General features: G+C 69.4%; 20 protein-coding genes and 3 tRNA genes. 1 reads left to right on the top strand and 22 read right to left on the bottom strand.

The window, feature by feature from the left end; translation table 11 throughout:
* Positions 1-686 (top strand): zinc ribbon domain-containing protein (locus VGV06_02485; GenBank protein HEV2054021.1); only part of this gene is annotated, 686 nt, incomplete at its 5' end.
* Here VGV06_02485 and VGV06_02480 read toward each other — a convergent pair.
* The 22 genes from VGV06_02480 to VGV06_02375 all read right to left on the bottom strand — a co-directional run bounded on the left by VGV06_02480 (position 670) and on the right by VGV06_02375 (position 20,312).
* Positions 670-746, bottom strand: a tRNA-Arg gene (locus VGV06_02480). The genes VGV06_02485 and VGV06_02480 overlap by 17 nt on opposite strands.
* 39 nt (positions 747-785) lie before the next feature.
* Positions 786-1,736, bottom strand: a complete 951-nt coding sequence (locus VGV06_02475) for a sigma-70 family RNA polymerase sigma factor (protein ID HEV2054020.1) — start codon at positions 1,734-1,736, stop codon at positions 786-788.
* Positions 1,729-2,685, bottom strand: coding sequence for a M23 family metallopeptidase (locus tag VGV06_02470; GenBank protein HEV2054019.1), 957 nt, complete (start codon positions 2,683-2,685; stop codon positions 1,729-1,731). The genes VGV06_02475 and VGV06_02470 overlap by 8 nt, the downstream gene beginning before the upstream one ends.
* Positions 2,682-2,951, bottom strand: coding sequence for an acylphosphatase (locus tag VGV06_02465; GenBank protein HEV2054018.1), 270 nt, complete (start codon positions 2,949-2,951; stop codon positions 2,682-2,684). Before VGV06_02465 ends, VGV06_02470 begins: the two co-directional genes overlap by 4 nt.
* Positions 2,952-3,009: 58 nt before the next feature.
* Positions 3,010-3,086, bottom strand: a tRNA-Pro gene (locus VGV06_02460).
* Between the two features lie 15 nt (positions 3,087-3,101).
* Positions 3,102-3,785, bottom strand: coding sequence for a protein-L-isoaspartate(D-aspartate) O-methyltransferase (locus VGV06_02455; GenBank protein HEV2054017.1), 684 nt, complete (start codon positions 3,783-3,785; stop codon positions 3,102-3,104).
* The gene (surE, locus tag VGV06_02450) at positions 3,785-4,555 is read right to left on the bottom strand and encodes a 5'/3'-nucleotidase SurE (GenBank protein ID HEV2054016.1); all 771 of its coding nucleotides are present in this window, start codon (positions 4,553-4,555) and stop codon (positions 3,785-3,787) included. Before surE ends, VGV06_02455 begins: the two co-directional genes overlap by 1 nt.
* 70 nt (positions 4,556-4,625) lie before the next feature.
* Positions 4,626-4,702: transfer RNA gene (locus VGV06_02445), tRNA-Pro, on the bottom strand.
* A 49-nt stretch (positions 4,703-4,751) separates the two neighbouring features.
* The gene (locus VGV06_02440) at positions 4,752-5,153 is read right to left on the bottom strand and encodes a MerR family transcriptional regulator (protein HEV2054015.1); all 402 of its coding nucleotides are present in this window, start codon (positions 5,151-5,153) and stop codon (positions 4,752-4,754) included.
* A 40-nt stretch (positions 5,154-5,193) separates the two neighbouring features.
* A complete protein-coding gene (locus VGV06_02435) occupies positions 5,194-5,481 on the bottom strand; it encodes an integration host factor subunit alpha (GenBank protein HEV2054014.1) in 288 nt (95 codons plus the stop codon).
* A 76-nt stretch (positions 5,482-5,557) separates the two neighbouring features.
* On the bottom strand, positions 5,558-6,724 hold the full coding sequence (locus VGV06_02430; protein HEV2054013.1) for an SPOR domain-containing protein: 1,167 nt from the start codon (positions 6,722-6,724) through the stop codon (positions 5,558-5,560).
* A 105-nt stretch (positions 6,725-6,829) separates the two neighbouring features.
* On the bottom strand, positions 6,830-8,197 hold the full coding sequence (gene der, locus VGV06_02425) for a ribosome biogenesis GTPase Der (protein HEV2054012.1): 1,368 nt from the start codon (positions 8,195-8,197) through the stop codon (positions 6,830-6,832).
* A 15-nt stretch (positions 8,198-8,212) separates the two neighbouring features.
* Positions 8,213-9,538, bottom strand: coding sequence for a DUF512 domain-containing protein (locus VGV06_02420; protein HEV2054011.1), 1,326 nt, complete (start codon positions 9,536-9,538; stop codon positions 8,213-8,215).
* A gap of 29 nt (positions 9,539-9,567) precedes the next feature.
* Positions 9,568-10,152 carry a CDP-diacylglycerol--glycerol-3-phosphate 3-phosphatidyltransferase gene (gene pgsA, locus VGV06_02415; protein HEV2054010.1) on the bottom strand — a complete coding sequence of 195 codons (585 nt, stop codon included), beginning with the start codon at positions 10,150-10,152 and terminating at the stop codon, positions 9,568-9,570.
* 101 nt (positions 10,153-10,253) lie between these two features.
* Positions 10,254-11,507 (bottom strand): GTPase HflX, encoded by a 1,254-nt coding sequence (gene hflX / locus VGV06_02410; GenBank protein HEV2054009.1) that lies wholly within the window; start codon positions 11,505-11,507, stop codon positions 10,254-10,256.
* Positions 11,504-12,439, bottom strand: coding sequence for a tRNA (adenosine(37)-N6)-dimethylallyltransferase MiaA (gene miaA, locus VGV06_02405; GenBank protein HEV2054008.1), 936 nt, complete (start codon positions 12,437-12,439; stop codon positions 11,504-11,506). Before miaA ends, hflX begins: the two co-directional genes overlap by 4 nt.
* The gene (gene mutL / locus VGV06_02400) at positions 12,433-14,136 is read right to left on the bottom strand and encodes a DNA mismatch repair endonuclease MutL (protein ID HEV2054007.1); all 1,704 of its coding nucleotides are present in this window, start codon (positions 14,134-14,136) and stop codon (positions 12,433-12,435) included. The genes miaA and mutL overlap by 7 nt, the downstream gene beginning before the upstream one ends.
* Positions 14,133-16,706, bottom strand: coding sequence for a DNA mismatch repair protein MutS (mutS, locus tag VGV06_02395; protein ID HEV2054006.1), 2,574 nt, complete (start codon positions 16,704-16,706; stop codon positions 14,133-14,135). Before mutS ends, mutL begins: the two co-directional genes overlap by 4 nt.
* A gap of 50 nt (positions 16,707-16,756) precedes the next feature.
* Positions 16,757-17,263, bottom strand: a complete 507-nt coding sequence (locus VGV06_02390; GenBank protein HEV2054005.1) for an HIT domain-containing protein — start codon at positions 17,261-17,263, stop codon at positions 16,757-16,759.
* 19 nt (positions 17,264-17,282) lie between these two features.
* Positions 17,283-17,558 (bottom strand): integration host factor subunit beta, encoded by a 276-nt coding sequence (locus VGV06_02385; GenBank protein ID HEV2054004.1) that lies wholly within the window; start codon positions 17,556-17,558, stop codon positions 17,283-17,285.
* A gap of 123 nt (positions 17,559-17,681) precedes the next feature.
* Positions 17,682-18,587 (bottom strand): signal peptide peptidase SppA, encoded by a 906-nt coding sequence (gene sppA, locus VGV06_02380; protein HEV2054003.1) that lies wholly within the window; start codon positions 18,585-18,587, stop codon positions 17,682-17,684.
* Between the two features lie 9 nt (positions 18,588-18,596).
* On the bottom strand, positions 18,597-20,312 hold the full coding sequence (locus VGV06_02375; GenBank protein HEV2054002.1) for a 30S ribosomal protein S1: 1,716 nt from the start codon (positions 20,310-20,312) through the stop codon (positions 18,597-18,599).
* Positions 20,313-20,426 lie beyond the last annotated feature (114 nt).

The following is a 20,426-nucleotide window of genomic DNA, read 5'->3' as shown; positions in this document are numbered from 1 at the left end:
TGACCGGCCTCTCCGCGTGCAGCCTCTGCGGGGGCAGCATCTACGCCACCCGGCGGACGCATGGCCGGCACGTGCGCACCTACTACGGCTGCTTCTACCACCGGAGCCGCGGCGCCAAGGCCTGCCCGAACGATCTCACGGTGCCGATGGACGAGGCCAACCGGCTCCTGCTCGACGCGCTCGGCCGCGACGTGCTCACGCCGGCGATGGTCACGGGCACGCTCACGGACACGCTCGCCGCCTGGCAGGCCGAGGGCGTACCCGCCCTGGCCCGCCGCGAGGGCATGGAGGTTCGGCTGCGGCAGCTCAACGCCGAGCTTGTCCACCTGACCAATGCGCTGGCCGGCGGGGCGCCCCCGGCCTCCGTCCACGAGGCGATTCAGGCCCGGGAGTGCGAGCGCGCGGACCTCCAGGCGCAGCTCGAGCACCTGGACGGTCTGACGCGATTCACGGCGGGAGTAGATCCCCTGGCGCTCACGGAGGACCTCGGCGCGCGCCTGGCCGACTGGCAGGGGCTGCTCGAGCGGCAGCCGATCCAGGCCCGGCAGATCCTCCGGAAGCTCCTGGTCGGCCGCCTGATCTTCGAGCCCTTCGAGGATGCGGGCGGAAGAGGCTATACACTCAGAGGGCAGGCCACCTACGGGCGCCTGCTCTCCGGTGTGTATTCGGTGGTGCCCCCGGGGTGACTCGAACACCCGGCCCGCAGTTTAGGAAACTGCTGCTCTATCCACCTGAGCTACGGGGGCGTCATTAACCCCATCGCAACAGCGCTATTCTAGCACCGCTCAGAACAGGTCCCCCGCCTCCAGGCCCCGAGCGGCCATGAGGCGCCGCAGCCGGGCCAGGGCCGCCGCCTCGATCTGGCGGACCCGCTCCCGCGTGAGCCCGAGCTGGCGCCCTATGCTTTCGAGCGTCCTTGGCTCCTCGCCTTCGAGCCCGAAGCGCAGCTCCAGCACGCTGCGCTCGGTATCGGGCAGGTCCCGGAGCACGCCGGCCAGGTCCTCGCGCGCCTTCAGCGCCGCGCCGAGCCCGGCGCCGGGCAAGGGCTCCGCATCCTTGACGAGGTCCTCGAGCTTGCCGTCGCCCTCCTGCCCGATGGGCGCGTCGAGAGAGACCGGGCGCTGGCTCATGCGCTCGATATGCTCGATCTCTTCGAGCGGCTGACCGAGAGCCTTGGCGATCTCTTCCGTGGTCGGCGCGCGGTCCAAGTCCTGGGTGAGCGCGGCCTTCTTCTTCATGTATCGGCCCAGGAGGAGCTCGATGTGGACGGGCAGCCTGATCATGCGCGCCTGGTTTGCGAGGGCCCGGGCCACCGCCTGTCGAATCCACCAGACGGCATAGGTGGAAAAGCGCGTGCCGCGGCCGGGCTGGAACTTCGTGACGGCGTGCAGGAGGCCGAGGTTGCCTTCCTCGATGAGGTCCAGCAGTGAAAGCCCCCGGTTCAGGTAGCGGCGCGCCACCCGCACCACGAGACGGAGATTTGCCTCGATCAGCTGCCGCTCGGCATCGGCGTCGCCGGCCTGCACCCGTCGCGCGAGCTCCTGCTCCTGCTCGGGGGTGAGCAGCGGCACCTTGGCGATGTCGCGGAGATAGAGGCCCAGCAGCTCGCGGCCGCGGGCCGCGTCGCCCGGCTTGTCCCTGTCGCCCGCCAGCTCGGCAGGCGCGCGGGCTAGAAGCGTCTCGAGCGGCTCGCCGTTGTCAGCGAGGTCGACCGTCTCGGTGCGCAGCTCACTCATCGACGTCGTCGTCCACCACCTGCGCGCGCGCCGATTCCGTCGGCAGGTCCGGCGCCTCGTCCGGTCGGATCTCGATCGCCTCGCGGGCGGGCAGGAGGTGGAGCGGGTTGTAGACCATGCCCTCGTGGCGGACCTCGAAGTGCAGGTGCGGGGTTGAGGTCCTGCCGGTTCGGCCCACGGTGGCGATGATCGTACCGCCTGTGACGCGGTCGCCAACCTCGACGAGGTTCTCCAGGTTGTGGGCGTAGACCGTGACGAATCCGTTGTCGTGCTCGATGCGGATGATGCGGCCGTAGGCGCGCTCCTGGCCGCTCGAGATCACGACGCCGGGCGCGGCGGCGAGGATCGGTGTCCCCATCTCGGCCTTGATGTCCATGCCCGCGTGCCAGCCGCCGCGCCGCTTCCCGAATGGCGAGATGATCCGGCCGTCCACGGGCCAGGCCAAGTCGAGGGCGCGGCCGTCGAACCCGGGGGAGGCCATGTAGAACCGGGTCGATACGCGGCGCGGGCCCGCGCGCACGAACAGGATATCGCCATTCTCGAGCGTCGCGTCGATGAGCTGGACGGGGTCCCCGCCCGGGGCACCGGGAGCCCCCGGCACGACGAGCCGCTGGCCGATGCGCAGCTGCTCGGGCCGCGCGAGCTTGTTGGCGTCGATGAGCGACTTGCGCGTGACACCGTAGTGCGCGGCTATCCGGCTCACGGAGTCGCCCGCGCGGACGACGTGGACGGTCTGACCCCCAGCCCGGCCAAAAGTCCGGCGGCTCGGACCGGCATCCACCAGACTTCGAGCCTTGCGGTCGACGGAGGCTTCAGTCGTGGAGGTCGTCTTCCTGGTCGGGGAGGGGCTGGTACGGCTGTCGGCATCGGCGGCGGAGGGGTGGGTCAGGAGAAGCGCCGGCAGGAGCAACCCGAGGCCGATCGCGCGCCGCTCACGAGGAGGCTTCACGGGTCGAACTCCGCGTAGCGGACATCGAACGACGTGAAGCGGCCCGTCGGCGGCCGCCAACTGACGGACACCGTCTCGACGCGTGCCAGCGGCGGGCCCTTCTCGAGATCGCGGGCGAGCTCCTCGATGGCTTCGCGGCTGCCCTCGACGCGCACGCGAACCCTCCCGTCCTTGAGGTTCATGACGTAGCCGCGCAGCGCCAGCTGGGCGGCCTTCCGTTGGGCGTACGTGCGGTACCCGATGCCCTGCACACGCCCTTCGATCATGATCTCAGCAGCGCTGCGAAGTCCGGTCGCATTCATGCGAGGGCGCACAGGTGAAAAATGGTCGGGGCGACTGGATTTGAACCAGCGACCTCCTGCTCCCGAAGCAGGCGCGCTACCAAGCTGCGCTACGCCCCGTCCCTGCCGACCATTCTACGCTTCCCACGCGTACTTCCCGATCAACTTCACGAACACGCACCCCGAGTCCTCCGTCACCTTCGCCTCGCCGGCAATCTTGTCGACCACCTGCAGCCGCTGAGAGTCCTCGGATCCGACCGGCATCACCATCCGCCCGCCCTCGGCCAGCTGGGCGAACAGCGGCGGCGGCACCGACGGTCCACCGGCCGTCACCACGATGCGATCGAACGGCGCCTCGTCGGGCCAGCCGAAGGTGCCGTTGGCGGTCCGCACCCAGACATTACTCGCGCCGATCGCTTCGAGCGTCTCCCGCGCGCGTGCGGCAAGCTTCGGGATCCGCTCCACGGTGCAGACGCGCGCCGCGAGACGGGCCAGTACGGCGGCCTGGTAGCCGCAGCCGGTGCCGATCTCGAGCACCTTCTCCTTCCCCGTCAGCCGCAGCAGCTCGGTCATCCGGGCCACCATGAAGGGCTGCGAGATCGTCTGCCCTTCGCCGATCGGCAGCGGGTAATCCTCGTAGGCCTTGTCCCGTAGCGCCTCGTCCACGAACAGGTGGCGCGGGGTGCGCCGCATCGCCTCCAGCACACGCGGGTCGGCGATGCCCCGCTTGGCCAGTTGCTCCGCGACCATCCGCTCCCGCTCGCGCGCGTAGCGCTCTCCGCCTCCCGCCGCGGCCCCGGGCTCCCGCCCTCTGCCGATCACCGCGGCCGCTTCCTCAGGAGCGCGTTGAGGCTGCTCTCCCAATCCCCCATGCGTCCGAGAGCTCCGTAGTGAGTCAGGTCGAGGTGGAGCGGCGTCACGCTCGCGAGCCCCTGCTGCACGGCCGCGATGTCGGAGGCCTCGTCCTCGGCCCACTCCGGGGGACCCGCGCCGATCCAGTAGTACGGCTTGCCGCGCGGGTCGACCTCCTGCACCACCTTCTCCCGGTACACGCGGTGACCGAGCCGCGTCATCCGGATACCGCCCGCGGTCCCGCCCGGTATGTTGACGTTGAGGAGCGTTTTCGCCGGAAGCCCCTCGACAAGCAGCCGGCTCGCCACGAGCCGCGCCACCACGGCCGCGCCCTCGAACCCAGCCTTCCCGGCGTCCGCCTGCGACACGGCCATCGACGGCACGCCCAGGAGGGTGCCCTCCATCGCGGCCGACACGGTCCCCGAATACGTGACGTCGTCTCCGAGGTTCGAGCCGTGGTTAATGCCCGCCGCTACGAGCACCGGACGCCCGGGCAAGAGCCCCAACACCGCAAGGTTGACGCAGTCGGATGGCGTGCCGTTGACAGCGAATCGCCGCTCGCCCACCTGCGTGACGCGCAGCGGACGGTGCAGCGTCAGCGCGTGACCGACCGTGCTCTGCTCACGATCCGGCGCGACCACGTACACCTCGCCCAGCTCATCGAGGGCGGCCGCCAGCGCGTCGAGCCCCGCGGCGTGCACCCCGTCATCGTTGGTGACCAGGATCACCGCCGCCATTACCGCTCACCGTTCCGCGAGCAAAAAAGAGGGCAGATCCAAGAATCCGCCGCCGGCGCTCTCGTAAAATTGGTCGGGGCGACAGGATTTGAACCTGCGACCCCTTGACCCCCAGTCAAGTGCGCTACCGGGCTGCGCCACGCCCCGACCCGAGGAATCATTGTACGGAGTGCCGCGGACAAAGACAAGGACGGCGTCAGCTCTTGGGAGGCGTCAGGCGTTCACGGAGCGTGCGCAGTTGATCGCGCAGCCGCCGAAGCGCCGCTTCGAGCGCCGATCCGCGAACGCCCAGGTCGAGCTGCGCGGGCCCGCGGCTCTCGGCCACCAGACGCTTCTTCGCCCCTTCGAGCGTGAGCCGTTCGTCGTACAGCAGGGCCTTGATGCGGAGGACGAGATCGAGATCGCGTCTGCGGTAGAGACGCTGGCCAGCGGGGTTCTTCTTCGGGCGCAGCAGGCGGAACTCCGACTCCCAATAGCGGAGAACGTAGGCCGGCACCTCCGTGATGGCCTCGACCTCGCCGATCCGGTAGTAGAGCTTGTCCGGGATGACCACCCGTCCTTGCTCCTCCCCGCCTTGGGGCGCCCCGCCGCCACTCACGGCCGCCGCCTCACGCCTGATGCCCTCACGCCTGATGCCCTCACGCCTGATGATTGATGCGAAGCTTGAGGCCCTTGCTCGGCTTGAACGTCAGCACCTTGCGCGCGGTGATCTCGATGCTGTCCCCCGTCTGTGGATTGCGCCCCCGCCGCGAGGCCTTGCGGCGGATGCGGAAGTGGCCGAAGCCCACGATCTTGACATCCTCGCTCTTCTCGAAGCAGCGGAAGATGATGTCGAACAGCGATTCCACCACCGAGGCGGACTGCCGCTTCGACAGTCCGTGGGCCGCCACCGCGTTGATGAGATCGTTCTTCGTCAGTGCGGTCACCCCCCCTCGATCGGGATGGACTCACGGACCCACTGCACATAGGCGGCCGCGCCCTCGGCAACGTGTTGATCGCGCATCAGCGCGCGGCACCCTGTGTCAGGAAGCCCGGGTGCCCCTTGGCCTCGAGCTCGCCGCGAGCCTGCTGTGCCTTCGTCCGGTCCGGATAGCCGCCGACCCGCACGACGTGGTAGATCGGCCCGCCTCCGGCGGCGGCCTTAGGTGCCGCGCCCTTGGCGCGCCGGATCACGACCGTGAACCCGTCCTTCTTGAGGGACGAAGACAGCGACATGGCCGTCTCGAGATCGAACGGTGGATTGACCTGCACCCCGCCCTTGACCGCCTGCGCCGTGCCCTTGCCCTTGAGCGCCGCGTTGACCGCGTCTGGGGTGGAGCCCGTAATGAAGAGCTGGTTCTGCCCGCCTGAGGTCTTCGCGGGAGCGGGGACAGGCGCGCCGCCACGGGTACCCGCCGAGACCTGGACCGGGAAGTTCTCGCCTCGGAGCTGCTTGGCCAGCGCTTCGGCGTTCTTCTCCTCGCGGAATGCCCCCACCTGGACCCAGTAGCCGCCCGGTGAGCCGCCCTCGGCCGCTCCGCCTCGCTTCGGCGCAGGCGCCGACTTCGGGGCTTCCGCCCGGGCCGCAGGCGCTGGCTGGGCCGCAGGCGCTGCCTGCGCCGCGGGCCCCGGTTGTACCGCGGGCGCCGCCTTGGCCGCTGGGGGTGGCTTGGCCCCAGGTTCGGGCTTGGCGGCGGGTGCGGACGGCGCCGGAACCACCGGCAGCGGTGCGGTGCCGATTGGACGTTCGGCCGGGCTCGGTGCCGCCGGCGCGGGAGCGGCGGGAGCCGGCTTTGGCTCCTCCGCCTTCGCCGAAGGCGCGGGCGGCGTGGGGGCCCCTGCCTTGGCGGGTGGCGCGGGTGGCCCAGCTCCCGCAGGCGCCCCAGCTCCCGCAGGCGCCGAAGGTGCCGCAGGCGCTGGGATCAGGGTCGGGGCCGGAGTGCTCGTGGCCGGCGGGGCTCCCGCCGGACTAGGCGCGGGCGTGCTGCTCTTGGCCTGGGTTTTGGCCGGTGGAGGCGGCGTGGGCTCAAGCCAGTTAAGCAGATACGGCAGCGATACGACGACGACGATGGCCAGCACCGTCAGGACGAGCAAAGCCCGGAACCACCCAGCCGAGAAGATGCTCCGCCGCGCTATTTCGTCCTGCTCGTCGTCTTCGAGAAACTCTTCCTGGTCCGGGTTCTTCGCCATGGGCCCTCGCTGTGCCGCGGGATCTAACGCCGCGTCATGTTAGCACAGACCCCGGGGTCAACCAACGGTTTCGCTAGGGGTTCTGCCTACTTAGGAGCGGTCGGCTCAGGAGCGGCGCTTGCTGGATCCGCGACTCGGCTGGGAACCCGATGTCCCCTTGCGCTTTGCCGCGCTTCGCCTCACGAGCAGACGTATCGGCGAGCCGGCGAAGCCCGCCGCGTGACGGATCGAATTGATGAGGTAGCGCTCGTAGGAGAAGTGCAGCTTGCCCGCCGCATTGACCTTGACAGCGAACGTCGGCGGGGACACCGCGACCTGCTGGACGCTGTGGACCCGGATCGGCACGCCGCCCGAGGAAGTCGGCCGCCGCTCGAGCGCCTGCCTGAAGATCGTGAGGACCTCGCCCGGCTGGAGACGCTTGCGCGCCTCGGCGGCGACCACGTCCACAGTATCAAAGAGGTCGCGCAAGCCGAGCTTCGTCACCGCCGACGTGAAGCAGATGGGCGCGTAGTCGAGGAAGGGCAGCCGCTCGTGGATCTGCGCCGTGACCTCGGCCTTGCCGATGAGGCCGGACGGCACCAGGTCCCACTTGTTGACCGCAAGCACGATGGCGCGCCCAGCGTCGTGGGCATAGCCTGCGATGTGGGCGTCCTGCGACGTCACCCCTTCCGATGCGTCCATCACGAGCACCGCGACGTCGCAGCGCTCGAGACTCTTGAGCGCCATGACCACCGCGAGCTTTTCGAGGACCTCGGTCACGCGCCCCTTGCGCCGGATGCCTGCGGTGTCGATGAGCAGGTACCGGCGGTCGCGGAACGTCAGCGGCGTGTCCACCGCGTCGCGCGTCGTCCCCGGCGCCTCGTGCACCAGCACGCGCTCCTCGCCCAGGACCGCGTTGACCAGTGAGGACTTGCCCACGTTCGGCCTGCCGATAATGGCTACGCGCGTGCCCTCGGGCGATATCTCCACGACGGGCTCGGGCGCCAGGCTGCGGGCGGTCTCGAGGAGTTCCGCGACCCCGCGCCCGTGCTCGGCCGAGACCTGCTGGACCGCCGCGAAGCCGAGGCGGTAGAAATCCGCCGAGGCGGTCTCCTGGCCGGCGCCGTCGACCTTGTTCACGGCGAGCAGGACGGGATGCTGGCTGCGCCGCAGGATGCGGGCGATCTCCAGGTCGAGCGCGGTCATGCCTGCGCGGCCGTCCACGACGAAGACGAGCAGGTCCGCCTCTTCGATGGCCATCATGACCTGGTCGCGCACGGCCGCGATCAGGTCGGACTGGGTGCTGGGGTCGAAGCCGCCCGTGTCCACCACGGTCGCCTGCCAGCGCTCGAAGACCGTGGTGCCGTAGAGCCGGTCGCGGGTCACGCCCGGCACATCGTGAACGAGGGAGCGGCGGCGGCCGACCAGGCGGTTGAAGAGCGTGGACTTGCCCACGTTGGGCCGGCCGACGAGAGCGATGACCGGACGGATCACGGCGTGGCCGGCCGCTCAGCGGCCGAGGAGGGCGGCGGCGAGCGCGCTTGGTGTGGTCTCGACGGGCCGGACGGGCACGCCCAGCGACGCGCTGAGATCGGCGGGCGAGAGGTCGTCGAGGAAGACCCCTGCCCCGTCGCGAATGGCGACCGCGGGAACGAGAACCTCGTCTCCGAGCGGCAGCCCGGCGAGCTGCGCCGCGATGTCCTGTCCGGTCAGGAGCCCGGCGACGCCGATGCCGTGGCCGAACCAGTCGTTGACCACCGGCGCCAGCTCGACGCGCAGGCCCCGAACGCCGATGCGATCCAGGAGACGCCGCATGCTCGGGGCGAACATCGCTCCGGTGACCACGGTCACGGTGCGGCGCGCTGCCACGCGCGCGGGAAGCCGGCGCGCCGCGCCCGCAAAGCCATCGCTGAAGCGCCGAACGAGGCCGATTCCATCCTCGATCACCGGGAAGCCTTCGTACGCGGCGGCCGCGGGCAGCGGCCGCCCGGCCTCGAGGTACACCTCGTCCGACGCCCAGACGAAGCGCGTGCCCAGCGTGTCCAGAAACTCCCGCTGCCATACTTCGATAGTCCGCGCCAGGTCCCCCGCTTCGGCGGGCGTCAATGTCCGGAGCTCCGGCAGTCTCTCGCGGTGCCGGGTCAACCCTACGGGGACTACGGCGGTGGTGGCGATGTGCGGGTGGAGGCGGGCCAGCTCGCGCACCGAGCGCTCGAGCTGGGCGCCGTCGTTCCAGTCGGGCACGAGGACGATCTGCGCGTGCATCACGATGCCTGCCTTGGCCAGGCGCTCCATGACGGGCAAGATCTCGCGGCGAACGCGCGGCCGGCCCAGGAGGCGGTGGCGGAGGTCCGGATCGGTCGCGTGAACGGAGACGTAGAGCGGCGAGAGGCGCTGCTCCTCGATGCGCCGGAGCTCGTCCTCTTCCAGATCGGTCAGGGTGATGTAGTTGCCGTGGAGGAACGAGAGCTTGAAGTCGTCGTCCTTGACGTAGAGGCTCTTTCGCATGCCGCGCGGCAGCTGGTGGATGAAGCAGAACACGCACTTGTTGCTGCACGTATCGATCTCGCCCGGGCGAGGCGCCTCGAGCTCGAGGCCGAGGTCAGGTCCCATCCGGCGCAGGAGTGCGTTTCGCGTCCGCCCTTCCCGCTCGACCGACAGCCTCAGCTCGGTGACGCCGCCGTGGAAATGGAAGTCGATGACGTCCCTGAGCCGCTCCCCGTTGATGGCTACGATGCGGTCGCCTACGCTGAGCCCTGCCCGCGCGGCAGGCGTCCGCTGCCGGACCGCCGCCACGACCACGCCGCCCTGGCCTGGCTCAGCGCAGCTGGTCATGCCTGCTCAGCGCAGCGGGTCATGCCTGCTCAGCGCAGCTGGTCATGTCGCACGCGCGGCGGCGAAGCCACCAGGGGATCGTCCGCCGGCGGGTTCAGCTGCTTGAGACCCTGCACGAGGTACTGGAGCCCTGAGGCGACAGTGAAGAACGCAGCCACCCAAGCCGCCCCCTTCGGCAGCGACATCAGCATCTTGAAATAGAACGCGAGCATGGCGGAGAGAACCGTCGCCATCTGGAAGAGCGTCGAGGCCTTCCCGAGCCAGCTAGGCGTCGGATGCACGGTGCCCCCGGCGACGTGGATGACGAGGACGCCGACGCTCAGCATGAGGTCACGGCTGACCACCACGGCTGCGATCCAGAACGGGATGACCTTGAGGTATGTCAGGGTGATGAAGGCGGAAGTGAGGAGGAGCTTGTCGGCGACCGGATCGAGGAAGGCGCCCAGCCGCGTCTGCCGTCCCCGCGTCCGCGCGATGTAGCCGTCGAGCAGGTCAGTCAGGCTCGCCGCGCAGAAGATGAGGACGGCCCATCCCGCCTGCCGGTAGACCAGCAGAGTCACGAAGACCGGGATGAGCAGGATGCGGAGTGTCGTCAGCCAGTTTGCAAGTCCCATGAGATCATCCGCTGCGGACGAGGACCAAGTCTACCATTCCGGGCGGCCCTGCCGGCGCGAAACTGGTTGGCCTCGAGCCATTTACCTAGGCCGTCTGGCACCTAGCTCGTCTGGCGGTAGGGCGCGACAAAGGCCAGCAGGCGGGGCGGCAGCTCGACGTCGAGGTGGATCCCGTCTGCGTCGTCCGAGCGCGCGAGGACGCGGCCGCGCTCGTAGCACTGGGCAAGCGCAGTGCCGTCCCGGTACGGAATAATCAGGGTGACGCGCACCAGCCCCGGGCGCAGCGCGCCTTCGATGCGGTTGAGGAGCGCCTCCACTCCCTCGCCGGTGCGGGCCGAGAGCGCGACGCCCTCGAACCGGTCCACGAGCGCGCTGAGCGCCGCGTCCCCATCCAGACGATCCACTTTGTTGAGCGCCACGATGGTCGGCCGGGGACCGAGCTCGAGCTCGGACAGGAGCGAGTCCACCGCCAGCATCTGCTCGTCGAGTCCCGGGTGGCTGGCGTCCACCACGTGGACGAGGACGTCGGCCTCCCCAAGCTCTTCGAGGGTCGCCTTGAATGCCGCCACGAGCTGATGGGGAAGCTTGCGGATGAAGCCGACCGTGTCCGTCAGGATGAACGGAGCGTGAGCGTTCCGGGAGACCAGCCGCGCCGCCGGGTCGAGGGTCACGAAGAGCTGGTCCGCGGCCGCGTGCTCCGCGCCCGTGAGGCGGTTGAGGAGCGTGGTCTTGCCCGCGTTGGTGTAGCCGACGAGGGCCACCACGGGTACGCCGGCGGCCTTGCGCCGGTGGCGCAGCAGCTTGCGGTGCACGCGCACGCGCCCCAGCTCCCCGCGGATCTTTTCGATCCGGTGGCGGATCATGCGGCGGTCGGACTCGAGCTGTGTCTCGCCGGGGCCCCGGGTGCCGATGCCGCCCCCGAGCCTCTCCAGGTGCTTCCACTGCCCCACGAGGCGCGGCAGGAGATAGGACAGCTGGGCGAGCTCGACCTGGAGCTTGCCCTCCATGGTCCGCGCCCGCTGGGCGAAGATATCGAGGATGAGTGCGGTGCGATCGATGACCTTGAGCCCGAGCGAGCCGCCGAGGTTGCGCTCCTGCACGGGAGAGAGCGCGTCGTCGGAGATCATGAGGTTGGCGCTCTCGCGCTCCGAGAAGGCCCGAAGCTCGTCCACCTTGCCCTTGCCGAAATAGAGCTTGGGCGTGGGCGCGAGCCGCTCCTGGGTGACGCGGCCCACGACTAGGGCGCCGGCCGACTCGGCGAGGCGACCCAGCTCGTCCAGGGACTCTTCGACTTCGTACCGGCGCTGTCTCGGCAGCCGCAAGGCCGCCAGGAGCGCCCGTTCCCTCTTCCTCACGCGATCCATCCCTCCCGCAAGATGTGCTTGTGGATGCTCTCGGCGGCGCCCTCGACGCCGCCCACCTCGTCTACGTCCAGCCACTGTATCTCCGGCTCCCGCGCGAACCATGTCATCTGGCGCTTCGCGTAGCGCTGGGTGTCGCGGACCATGAGCCTGAGCGCCTCGGCCGGAGATAGGCGGCCCCTCGCGACCTTGGCCCACTGGGGGTAGCCTATGCCCGCCATGCCGGGCGCCGTCTCGTCATAGCCGGCAGCCAAGAGGCGCCGCACCTCTTCCATCATCCCACCGGCCAGCATGCTTCGCGCGCGTTCCTCGAGAGCCCTGTTGAGGGCGGCTCGCTCCCGGCGGAGCCCGAACATCACGACGCGCCATGGCATGACCGCCCGCGCCCAGCCTCCGGCCGAGGAGGCCCCGCGGCCGTGCTTCTCGATCGCCCGGATGATCCGCACCCGGTCGTTGGGGTGGAGCCGGGCAGCGCCCTCGGGGTCGAGCGCTGTGAGGCGTTCGTGGAGGGCCGCCGGCCCACCCGTCCTGGCGGCTTCCTCCAATTGAGCCCGCAGCGCCGGGTCGGCGGGTGGCGCCGGATCGAGCCCACGCAGGAGCGCCCGCACGTAGAGGCCGGTGCCTCCCACGACGACCGGAAGGCGCCCGGCCGCGCGAATCGTCTCGATCGACTGCGCCGCATCCAGCTGGAAGCGCGCCGCGTGGTAGCGGTCGCCGGGCTCGATCAGATCGAGGAGATGATGCGTCACGGCCTTGCGCTCCTCGGCGGTCGGCTTACCTGTCGCGGTGTCCATGCCACGGTAGACTTGGCGCGAGTCGGCGCTTACGACCTCCATCGGCACGCTGGCGGCGAGGCGCGCGGCGACGGCGGTCTTCCCCACCCCGGTGGGGCCGACGATCAGGAGAAGCGGAGGTGGGATCACCATGTCCGCCTGAGCTCCCGCTTGATCTCCTTGAGAGACAGCCGCGAGACGATGGGCCGTCCGTGCGGACAGAAGTACGGGGTTTCGGTGGCCGAGAGGTCCGCGAGCAGCCGCACCATCTCTTCGCGCTGCAAGGGGGCGTGCGCCTTGATCGCGGCGCGGCAGGCGACGAAGGCGAGCGCCCGTTCCACAAGGGGTGCCTGCTGCGCCCCGGCCGGCGAGCCCACTTCGTCGAGTAGTCCTTCGATGAGCCGCCGGGGCTCCTCGGCCTTGAGGAGAGCGGGCACGGCGCGCAGGAGCGCGCTCTGGCCGCCGAAGCCTTCGAGGTCGAAGCCCAGCACTTCGAGGTCACCCGACCACTCCTCGAGGAGCGCGGCCTTGCCGGCTCCGAGCTCGAGGGTCTGAGGGAAGAGCAGGACCTGCGAGGCCAAGGGGCCCAAGGCGAGGTTCCGCCGCAGCTCCTCGAAGAGCACGCGCTCGTGGGCGACGTGCTGGTCGATGAAGAAGACCTCCTCGTCGCTGGCCGCGACGACGAAGGTCTCCTGCAGCTGGCCGACGACGGCGCCGAACCGCCCGGGCCCGAAAGAAGCCGCTGTTTCCTGAAACAACGCGCCCTGGTTGTTTGGGAACGGGGGCCCAGACATGGTCCCCGTACTCCCCCAGTCAGCAGGTCGGCCGGGCGCGCCAAGGCCTTGCTGGGGTTGGACGACGCGCTGCGAGCGGAGAGCGTCCTGGACGGCGCGGAACACTGCCTCCTGCACCAGCCGCGGCGAGCGGAAGCGGACCCAGGCCTTGGTCGGGTGGACGTTGACGTCGACTTCAGGCAGGGGCAGGTCGATCAGGAGCGCCGCCACCGGGAATTGGTGGCGCGGGAGCATGGGCCGGTAGGCCTCGATCAGACCCTGGGCTAGCGCCGTATCACGGACCGGACGGCCGTTGACGATGAGGGTGATCTCGTCGCGGTTGCCGCGCGCCCGCTGTGGCGGTGCCGCGAGCCCGGTGACGTGCACATTCCCCTGCGTGTGATCCACGTCGAGCATCGCCTCCGCTGTCTCGAAACCCAAGACGGCGCCGACGCGGGCCCGCAGAGTTGCCGCCGCCGGCGCCGTCAACACGGCCTTGCCGTGGTGGAGTGCGCGGAGATGCAGGTCCGGCCGCGCGAGGGCGATGCCCTGCAGGAGCCGGAGGATGAAGGCCAGCTCGGCCGGCGCGCTCCGGAGAAACTTGAGCCGCGCCGGCGTGTTGAAGAAGAGATCCTGGATCTCGACGGACGTGCCGGGCGCGGCCTCGACCTCGAGGCGATCGACGACCGTTCCTCCCGCCCCGCGCACGAGAGTGCCCACGGCGCCGCCGCGGGGGCATGAGAGGATCTCGAAACGGCTAACGGCGCAGATGGCCGGCAGGGCCTCGCCGCGAAAGCCCAGGGTCGCGATGGCCGCCAGGTCGCCCTCGTCGGAGATCTTCGACGTCGCGTGGCGCCGGAGCGCCATGTCGACGTCGGCGCGCGTCATGCCGGTGCCATCATCGGTGACCCGGATGAGCTGCCGCCCCGCGTCTTTCAGCTCCACCGTGATGACACGCCCGCCGGCGTCTATCGCGTTCTCAACGAGCTCCTTGACCACCGACGCCGGCCGCTCCACGACCTCGCCCGCGGCGATCTTGTTGATGAGGTGATCGGGCAGGAGGCGGATGGGGTTCACGGCTGCGCCTTGAGACGCCGCTGCCACTCGGCCAGGAGGTTGAGCGCCTCCAGCGGTGTGAGGGACGAGACGTCGAGCGCGCCCAGCTCCTTGAGCACGGGGTTGGCGGTATGCGGGAAAAGACCGAGCTGCGGGGTCGGCTCGGGCTGACCCGGGACGAGCGCGCCGGGATTCTGGCTGAGGTCGGCGAGGATTTCCCGCGCGCGCGCGATGACGGCCTTCGGCAAGCCGGCGAGGCGGGCGACCTGGATGCCGTAGGACCGGTCCGTCCCGCCGGGCCCGACCTTGTGAAGGAAGATGATCTCGTCGTTCCATTCCTTGACGGCGACGTGGAAGTTGCGGACGCGCGCGAGCCGATCGGCGAGGGCGGTGAGCTCGTGGTAATGAGTGGCGAAGAGCACCTTCGCGCCGCGACCGCGGTCGTGAAGCTCCTCGGTCACGGCCCAGGCGATGGCGAGCCCGTCGAAGGTCGAGGTGCCGCGCCCCACCTCGTCAAGTAGAACCAGAGTTCGTTCCGTGGCGTTGTGCAGGATGCTCGCGGTCTCGACCATTTCCACGAGAAAAGTACTCTGGCCCCGCGCGAGGTTGTCCTGGGCCCCGACGCGGGTCAGGATCCGGTCCACGACCCCGATCCGGGCCGACCGCGCCGGGACGAAGCTGCCCATCTGGGCCAGGATCACCAGCAGCGCCGCTTGGCGCATGAACACGCTCTTGCCGCTCATGTTGGGGCCCGTCAGAATCATCACCTGCTCGCGGTCGGGGTCGAGGTGGAGGTCGTTGGGCGTGAAGGGGCGCTCGCCGCCCGACTCGAGCACGGGATGGCGGCCCTCCGCGATGTCGAGCATTCGGCCGTCGTCGACCTGCGGCCTCACGTACCCACGCTCGTGGGCGATCTCGCCGAGCGATGCGAGCGCGTCCAGCGTCCCGACCGCCCGTGCCGTTCGGAGCAGCGCCGACGCCTCGGCCGCGACGGCGGCACGGACCTCCTGGAAGAGCTCCAGCTCGAGCTTGGCCATCCGCTCCTCAGCCCCAAGCACGCGGCCTTCGTACTCCTTGAGCGCGACGGTGACGTACCGCTCGGCGCCCACCAGGGTCTGGCGCCGTATGTACTCGCCGGGCACCTTAGCCACGTGCGCGTTGCTCACCTCGATGCCGTAGCCGAAGACGCGGTTGAAGCGCACGCGGAGCGTGGGGATGCCCGTGCGCTCCCGCTCACGTCCCTCCAGGGCAGCGATCCACTCTCGCGCCTCCCGCGCCCCGCGCTTGATCTCGCCGAGATCGGCGCTCCAGATCTCCCGGACCAGGCCGCCCTCCCGGAGCGTCAGCGGCGGCTCGTCCTCGAGAGCGTCCACGAGCAGCTTCTGCAGCGCCGGCAGGGCCGCGATCTCCTCCCCCACCTCAGCGAGGAGTGGCGCTGAGAGTCCGCCGAGCGCCTCGCGGACAGCCGGGAGGGAACCGAGAAAGGTACGGAGTCCCGTCAGATCCCGCGCATGCGCGACGCCGAGGGCGGCCCGGCTCGAGAGCCGCTCGAGGTCGCCGATGCCGTGGATCTGCTTCCGCACGGCGGCCCGCTGCTGCGGCTCCGCGACCAGCGCCGCGACGGCATCCTGGCGTCGCGAGATGGCGCCCGTGTCCAGAAGCGGCCGCAGCAGCCACTGGCGGAGGGTTCGTGCGCCCATCGGCGTCCGAGTCCGGTCGAGGGTCGCAAGGAGAGAGCCGCGCAGGGTCCCTTCCTGGGCGTTCTCGAAGAGCTCGAGCGTGGCGACGGCGGTGGGATCGAGCACCATGGCGTCGCCCGGGATCAGGCGCTGGAGACGGGCGAGGTGGCCGAGCGCCTCGCCCTGCGTCTCCCGCAGATACGCGAGGGCAGCGCCCGAGGCCTGAAGCCCGGCGCCCATCTCGCCCACGCCCAGGCTGTCGAGCGAGTGAACACGGAAGTGCGCCGCGAGCCGCTCACGCGCCTGGCGCAGCGCGAACCACGAGGGCTCCCCGCGGGTCACCATGATCCCTGCGGCGGCGAGCCGGGCGGCGAGATCCTGGTCTTCTTCCCCAGCCACGAGGCACTCGGCGGGCCGCCGCAGGAGGGCCGCGTCGAGCAGCGCCGCTCCGTCGCCCGCGGCTTCACCGACCCAGAACTCGCCCGTGGAAACGTCCACCAGGGCGGCGCCCAGCGTCCGGCCGGCGCCGGCGCCCGCCCTGTGGACGGCCAGGAGGTAATTGTTCGCGGCCCCGTCGAGATACTGGGTGTCGGTGAGCGTACCGGGCGTGATGACCCGGACGACCTCTCGCCGGACGAGCTTCTTGCCCTTGGCCGGCGCTTCCATCTGCTCGCACACGGCCACCTTCCGTCCGGCCCGTATCAGCCGCGCGATGTAGCCGTCCGCGGCATGGTGCGGGATACCGGCCATCGGAATGGCGCCCTCTCCCTTTTGCCGTGAGGTCAGCGTGATCTGCAGCAGTTTGGCGCCCTCGTGGGCGTCCTCGAAGAACATCTCGTAGAAGTCACCGAGGCGGAAGAGCAGCACGTAGTCCGGGTAGCGCCGCTTCAGCTCCCGGTACTGCAACATCATGGGTGACAGCTGGGGTGACAGCTGGGGCGACAGCTCGGCCGAGGGGTCCCTCACGAGCCGAGCGCCGCCAGCAGGCGGTCATACGTCGTATCCAGGTTCTCTGGCAGGACGCGAGTGTCGCTCACGACGGGCATGAAGTTGACGTCGCCGCTCCAGCGCGGCACGATGTGGATGTGCAGGTGCTTGGGCACGCCGGCTCCCGCCGCGCGCCCCTGGTTGAGGCCGACGTTGAAGCCCTCGGGGGCATAGGCGCGGGTGAGAGCCCGGACCGCCGCCTGCACGAGCTCCATGACCTGGCAGATCTCGTCCGAAGCTGTCTCCTCGAGAGAGCCGACGTGGCGGTTGACCGCGGCCATGACATGGCCCGACGCGTACGGGTACTTGTTGAGGATCAGGAAGGCTTTCGGGCCCCGGCGGAGAATGCGGTTCCCCTTGTCATCGCCGGACACGAGCGCGTCGCAGAGGATGCAGCCATCGGGCGTGGCGGGGGGCGTGGCGGGCGGCGCTCCGACGGATGTCACGTAGGCCATCCGCCACGGCGCCCAGAGTCGGTCCACGCGGCTACGGGGCGACCTCTTAAGTGTTGACCAGCTCGCGGAGTCTCTTCCCCACCTTGAAGAACGGCACCCGCTTTTCGGGGACGCTGACGCTGTCTCCGGTCTTGGGGTTGCGGCCCTTTCGGGAGTTGCGGTGGCGGATGCGGAAGCTGCCGAACCCGCGCAGCTCCACCTTATCTCCCTTGGCGAGAGCGTCGGTGATGTTGTCGAAGACGGTGTTGACGATCAACTCCGTCTCCTTCTTGGTCAGGCTCGACAGCTTGGAGACTTCCTCGATGAGATCCGCTTTGGTCATGAGCCTGCTCCCTCCACGGGAACCCCGCCATCTTCCGGTCACGGACACGTCGACCGGGCTGATTCCACTTTTGAAACGTAGCACGCCGGTCGAAAGATTGTCAAGTAGAGCAAGGGTTTACGGCTACTGCATGAGGTAGAGGGGGGTCCGGATGCCCGAAAGGGCCGGCAGGAGCGGACCGACCCCCGACAGTCCCAGCCGGTTCTCCAGCAGATCCTTGAAGGAGAACTTCTTTCGCGGGTAGACGAGCTTCGGCCGCCCCTGAATATTGGCCAGCTTGCCCGCGGCCTCGACGGCATCCTCGAAGCCGCCCATCTCGTCCACCATCTTGAGCGCCAGTGCCTGCTGGCCGGAGTAGATGCGGCCTTCGGCGAACGCCAGCACTTCCTTTCGCTCGAGCCCCCGTCCTTCGGCGACTGCGTCCACGAACTGCGAGTACACGTCGTCGAGCAGCGCTTGCAGCATCTTCCGCTCCTCGGGGCTCATGGTGCGGGCGAAGTTGCCCACGTCCTTGTACGCGCCCGCCTTGACGACGACGTACTCGACGCCGACCTTCTTCAGCAGCCCCTCGAGGTTGGCCATCTGCATGACCACGCCGATGGAGCCCGTCAGCGTGCCGGGATTGGCGTAGATCCTGTCGGCGGCCGCCGCGACGTAGTACCCGCCCGAGGCGGCCACTGCGCCAAGGGTCGCGACCACAGGCTTGCCGGCCTTTCTCGCGCGTTGGATGGCGGCGAAAATCTCCTGCGTCGGCGCGACGACCCCGCCCGGGCTGTTGACGCGGAGGACAACCGCCTTGATCGACGGATTGTCCGCGTGCTCGCGGAGCTCGCGAACGGCCGCGGTGCCGTCCACGATGATGCCCTCAATCTCCACGACCGCGACCCTCGGTCCGCCCGTGGGCAGCCCATCCTCGCTGACCGTCGCCATGAGAACCCAGATCGTGCCGAGGAACAGCACGAGGATCCCGAGGCCCACCCCCACTGCAACGACCGCGACGCGACCGCGGGATGTCACCTGTAGCCCCACACGAGCGGCCTACTCCTCATCCTCATCGAAGTCCTCGCCGCCACGCCGCTTCCGCCCCTTGCCGCGGCCGCGGGCATCCGCTTGCGACGGCTCCTCCAGGATGGCCGCCGCCAGGTCCTTGAGGCTGAGCCCTATGCGCCGCTCGTTGGGATCGACGCGTATCACCATCAGCGTGAGCTCGTCGCCCACGTTCACGAGGTCGGAGGGCGAGGCAATGGGACGGCTCGACATCTGCGAGACGTGGAGGAGCCCGTCCACGCCGGGCTCAAGCTCGACGAAGGCGCCGAAGTCGGTCAGCCGCACGATCTTGCCGGTGACGCGAGAGCCCATGGGATAGCGCTGGGAGACAGATTCCCACGGATCGGGTTGGATCTGCTTGAGGCCCAGGGAGATTCGCTTGTTGTCCCTGTCCACGTTGAGGATCTGCGTCTCGACGGACTGCCCCTTCTTGAGGATCTCCGACGGGTGCCCGATATTGCGGGTCCAGGACATGTCGGAGATGTGCAGCAGGCCGTCCACGCCGGGCTCGAGCTCGACGAAGGCGCCGAAGTCGGTCAGGTTGCGCACCTTGCCCTCGACCCGCTCGCCCGGCTTGTAGCGCTCCTCGATGGTCGCCCACGGGTCGGCCTCGACCTGCTTCATGCCGAGCGAGATGCGCTTGGTGGCCTTGTTCACGTCGAGCACCATGACGTCCACCATGTCGCCGACGTTGACGAGCTTCGAGGGGTGTCGCACGCGGCGCGTCCACGACATCTCGGACACGTGCACGAGCCCTTCGACTCCGGGCTCGAGCTCGACGAAGGCGCCGTAATTGGTCAGGCTCACCACCCGCCCCTGCGCCTTGGCGCCGACGGGGTAGCGCTCGTCGACGACGGCCCAGGGGTCGGACGACTTCTGCTTGTAGCCAAGCGAGACGCGCCCGGTCTCGCGATCGAAGTGCAGCACGACGACCTCGACCTGGTCGCCGATCTGGAAGATCTCCGACGGGTGTCCGACCCTGCCCCAGGACATGTCGGTCACGTGCAGGAGGCCGTCGATCCCGCCCAGGTCGATGAAGGCGCCGTAGTCGGTGATGTTCTTGACGGCGCCCGTGAGCACCATGCCCTCCGAGAGCACCGAGAGCGTGTGCTTCCGCTTCTCCTCGCGCTCCTCCTCGAGCACCGCGCGCCGGGACAGAACGACGTTGCCTCGCCGCCGGTTGAGCTTGATGACCTTCGCGCGGATCATCTGGCCGAGCATCGAGGCGAGGTTCTTAACAGGTCTCAGGTCCACCTGGGAGCCCGGCAGAAAGGCGCGGACGCCCACGTCGACCGAGAGCCCGCCCTTGACGACCTCGACCACCTTGCCTTCCACGGGCGTGCCGCTGTCGTGAGACTTGGAGATGGCGTCCCAGACCTTGATCTTGTCGGCCTTGTCCTTGCTGAGGACGATCAGCCCCTCGCTGTCCTCCTTGGACTCGAGGTAGACCTCGATCTCGTCGCCGACCTTCGGGAGGGTGCCCGCGTGGCGGAATTCCTCCATCGCGATAGTCCCCTCGCTCTTGTAGCCGATGTCCACGAGCACTTCGCTGTCGCGGACCTCGACGACCCTGCCGCGGACGACCTCCCCTTCCTCGATGTCGCCCACGCCCCGGTTGAACCAATCCTCCATACTCTCCTCGGGGGCCTCTGCCACCTCCTCCTGCACCCCCTCGAGGAGCTTCGCCTTCCGGTTCTCCGTCTCCATAATGCGGTGCTTCCTCCCTTGATGGATATCGCCGGGGCGTCGGACTTCGCGACCGCCCCTGACGTCGTTCAGCAACGGGGGCCCCGAGATGGCCCCCGTACTCCCCCAGCAACG

The organism is Candidatus Methylomirabilota bacterium, from assembly GCA_035936835.1.
GTDB lineage: Bacteria > Methylomirabilota > Methylomirabilia > Rokubacteriales > CSP1-6 > AR37.
The sequence above is the reverse complement of the archived record's forward strand: the minus strand, read 5'-3'. Positions and strand labels throughout refer to the sequence as shown.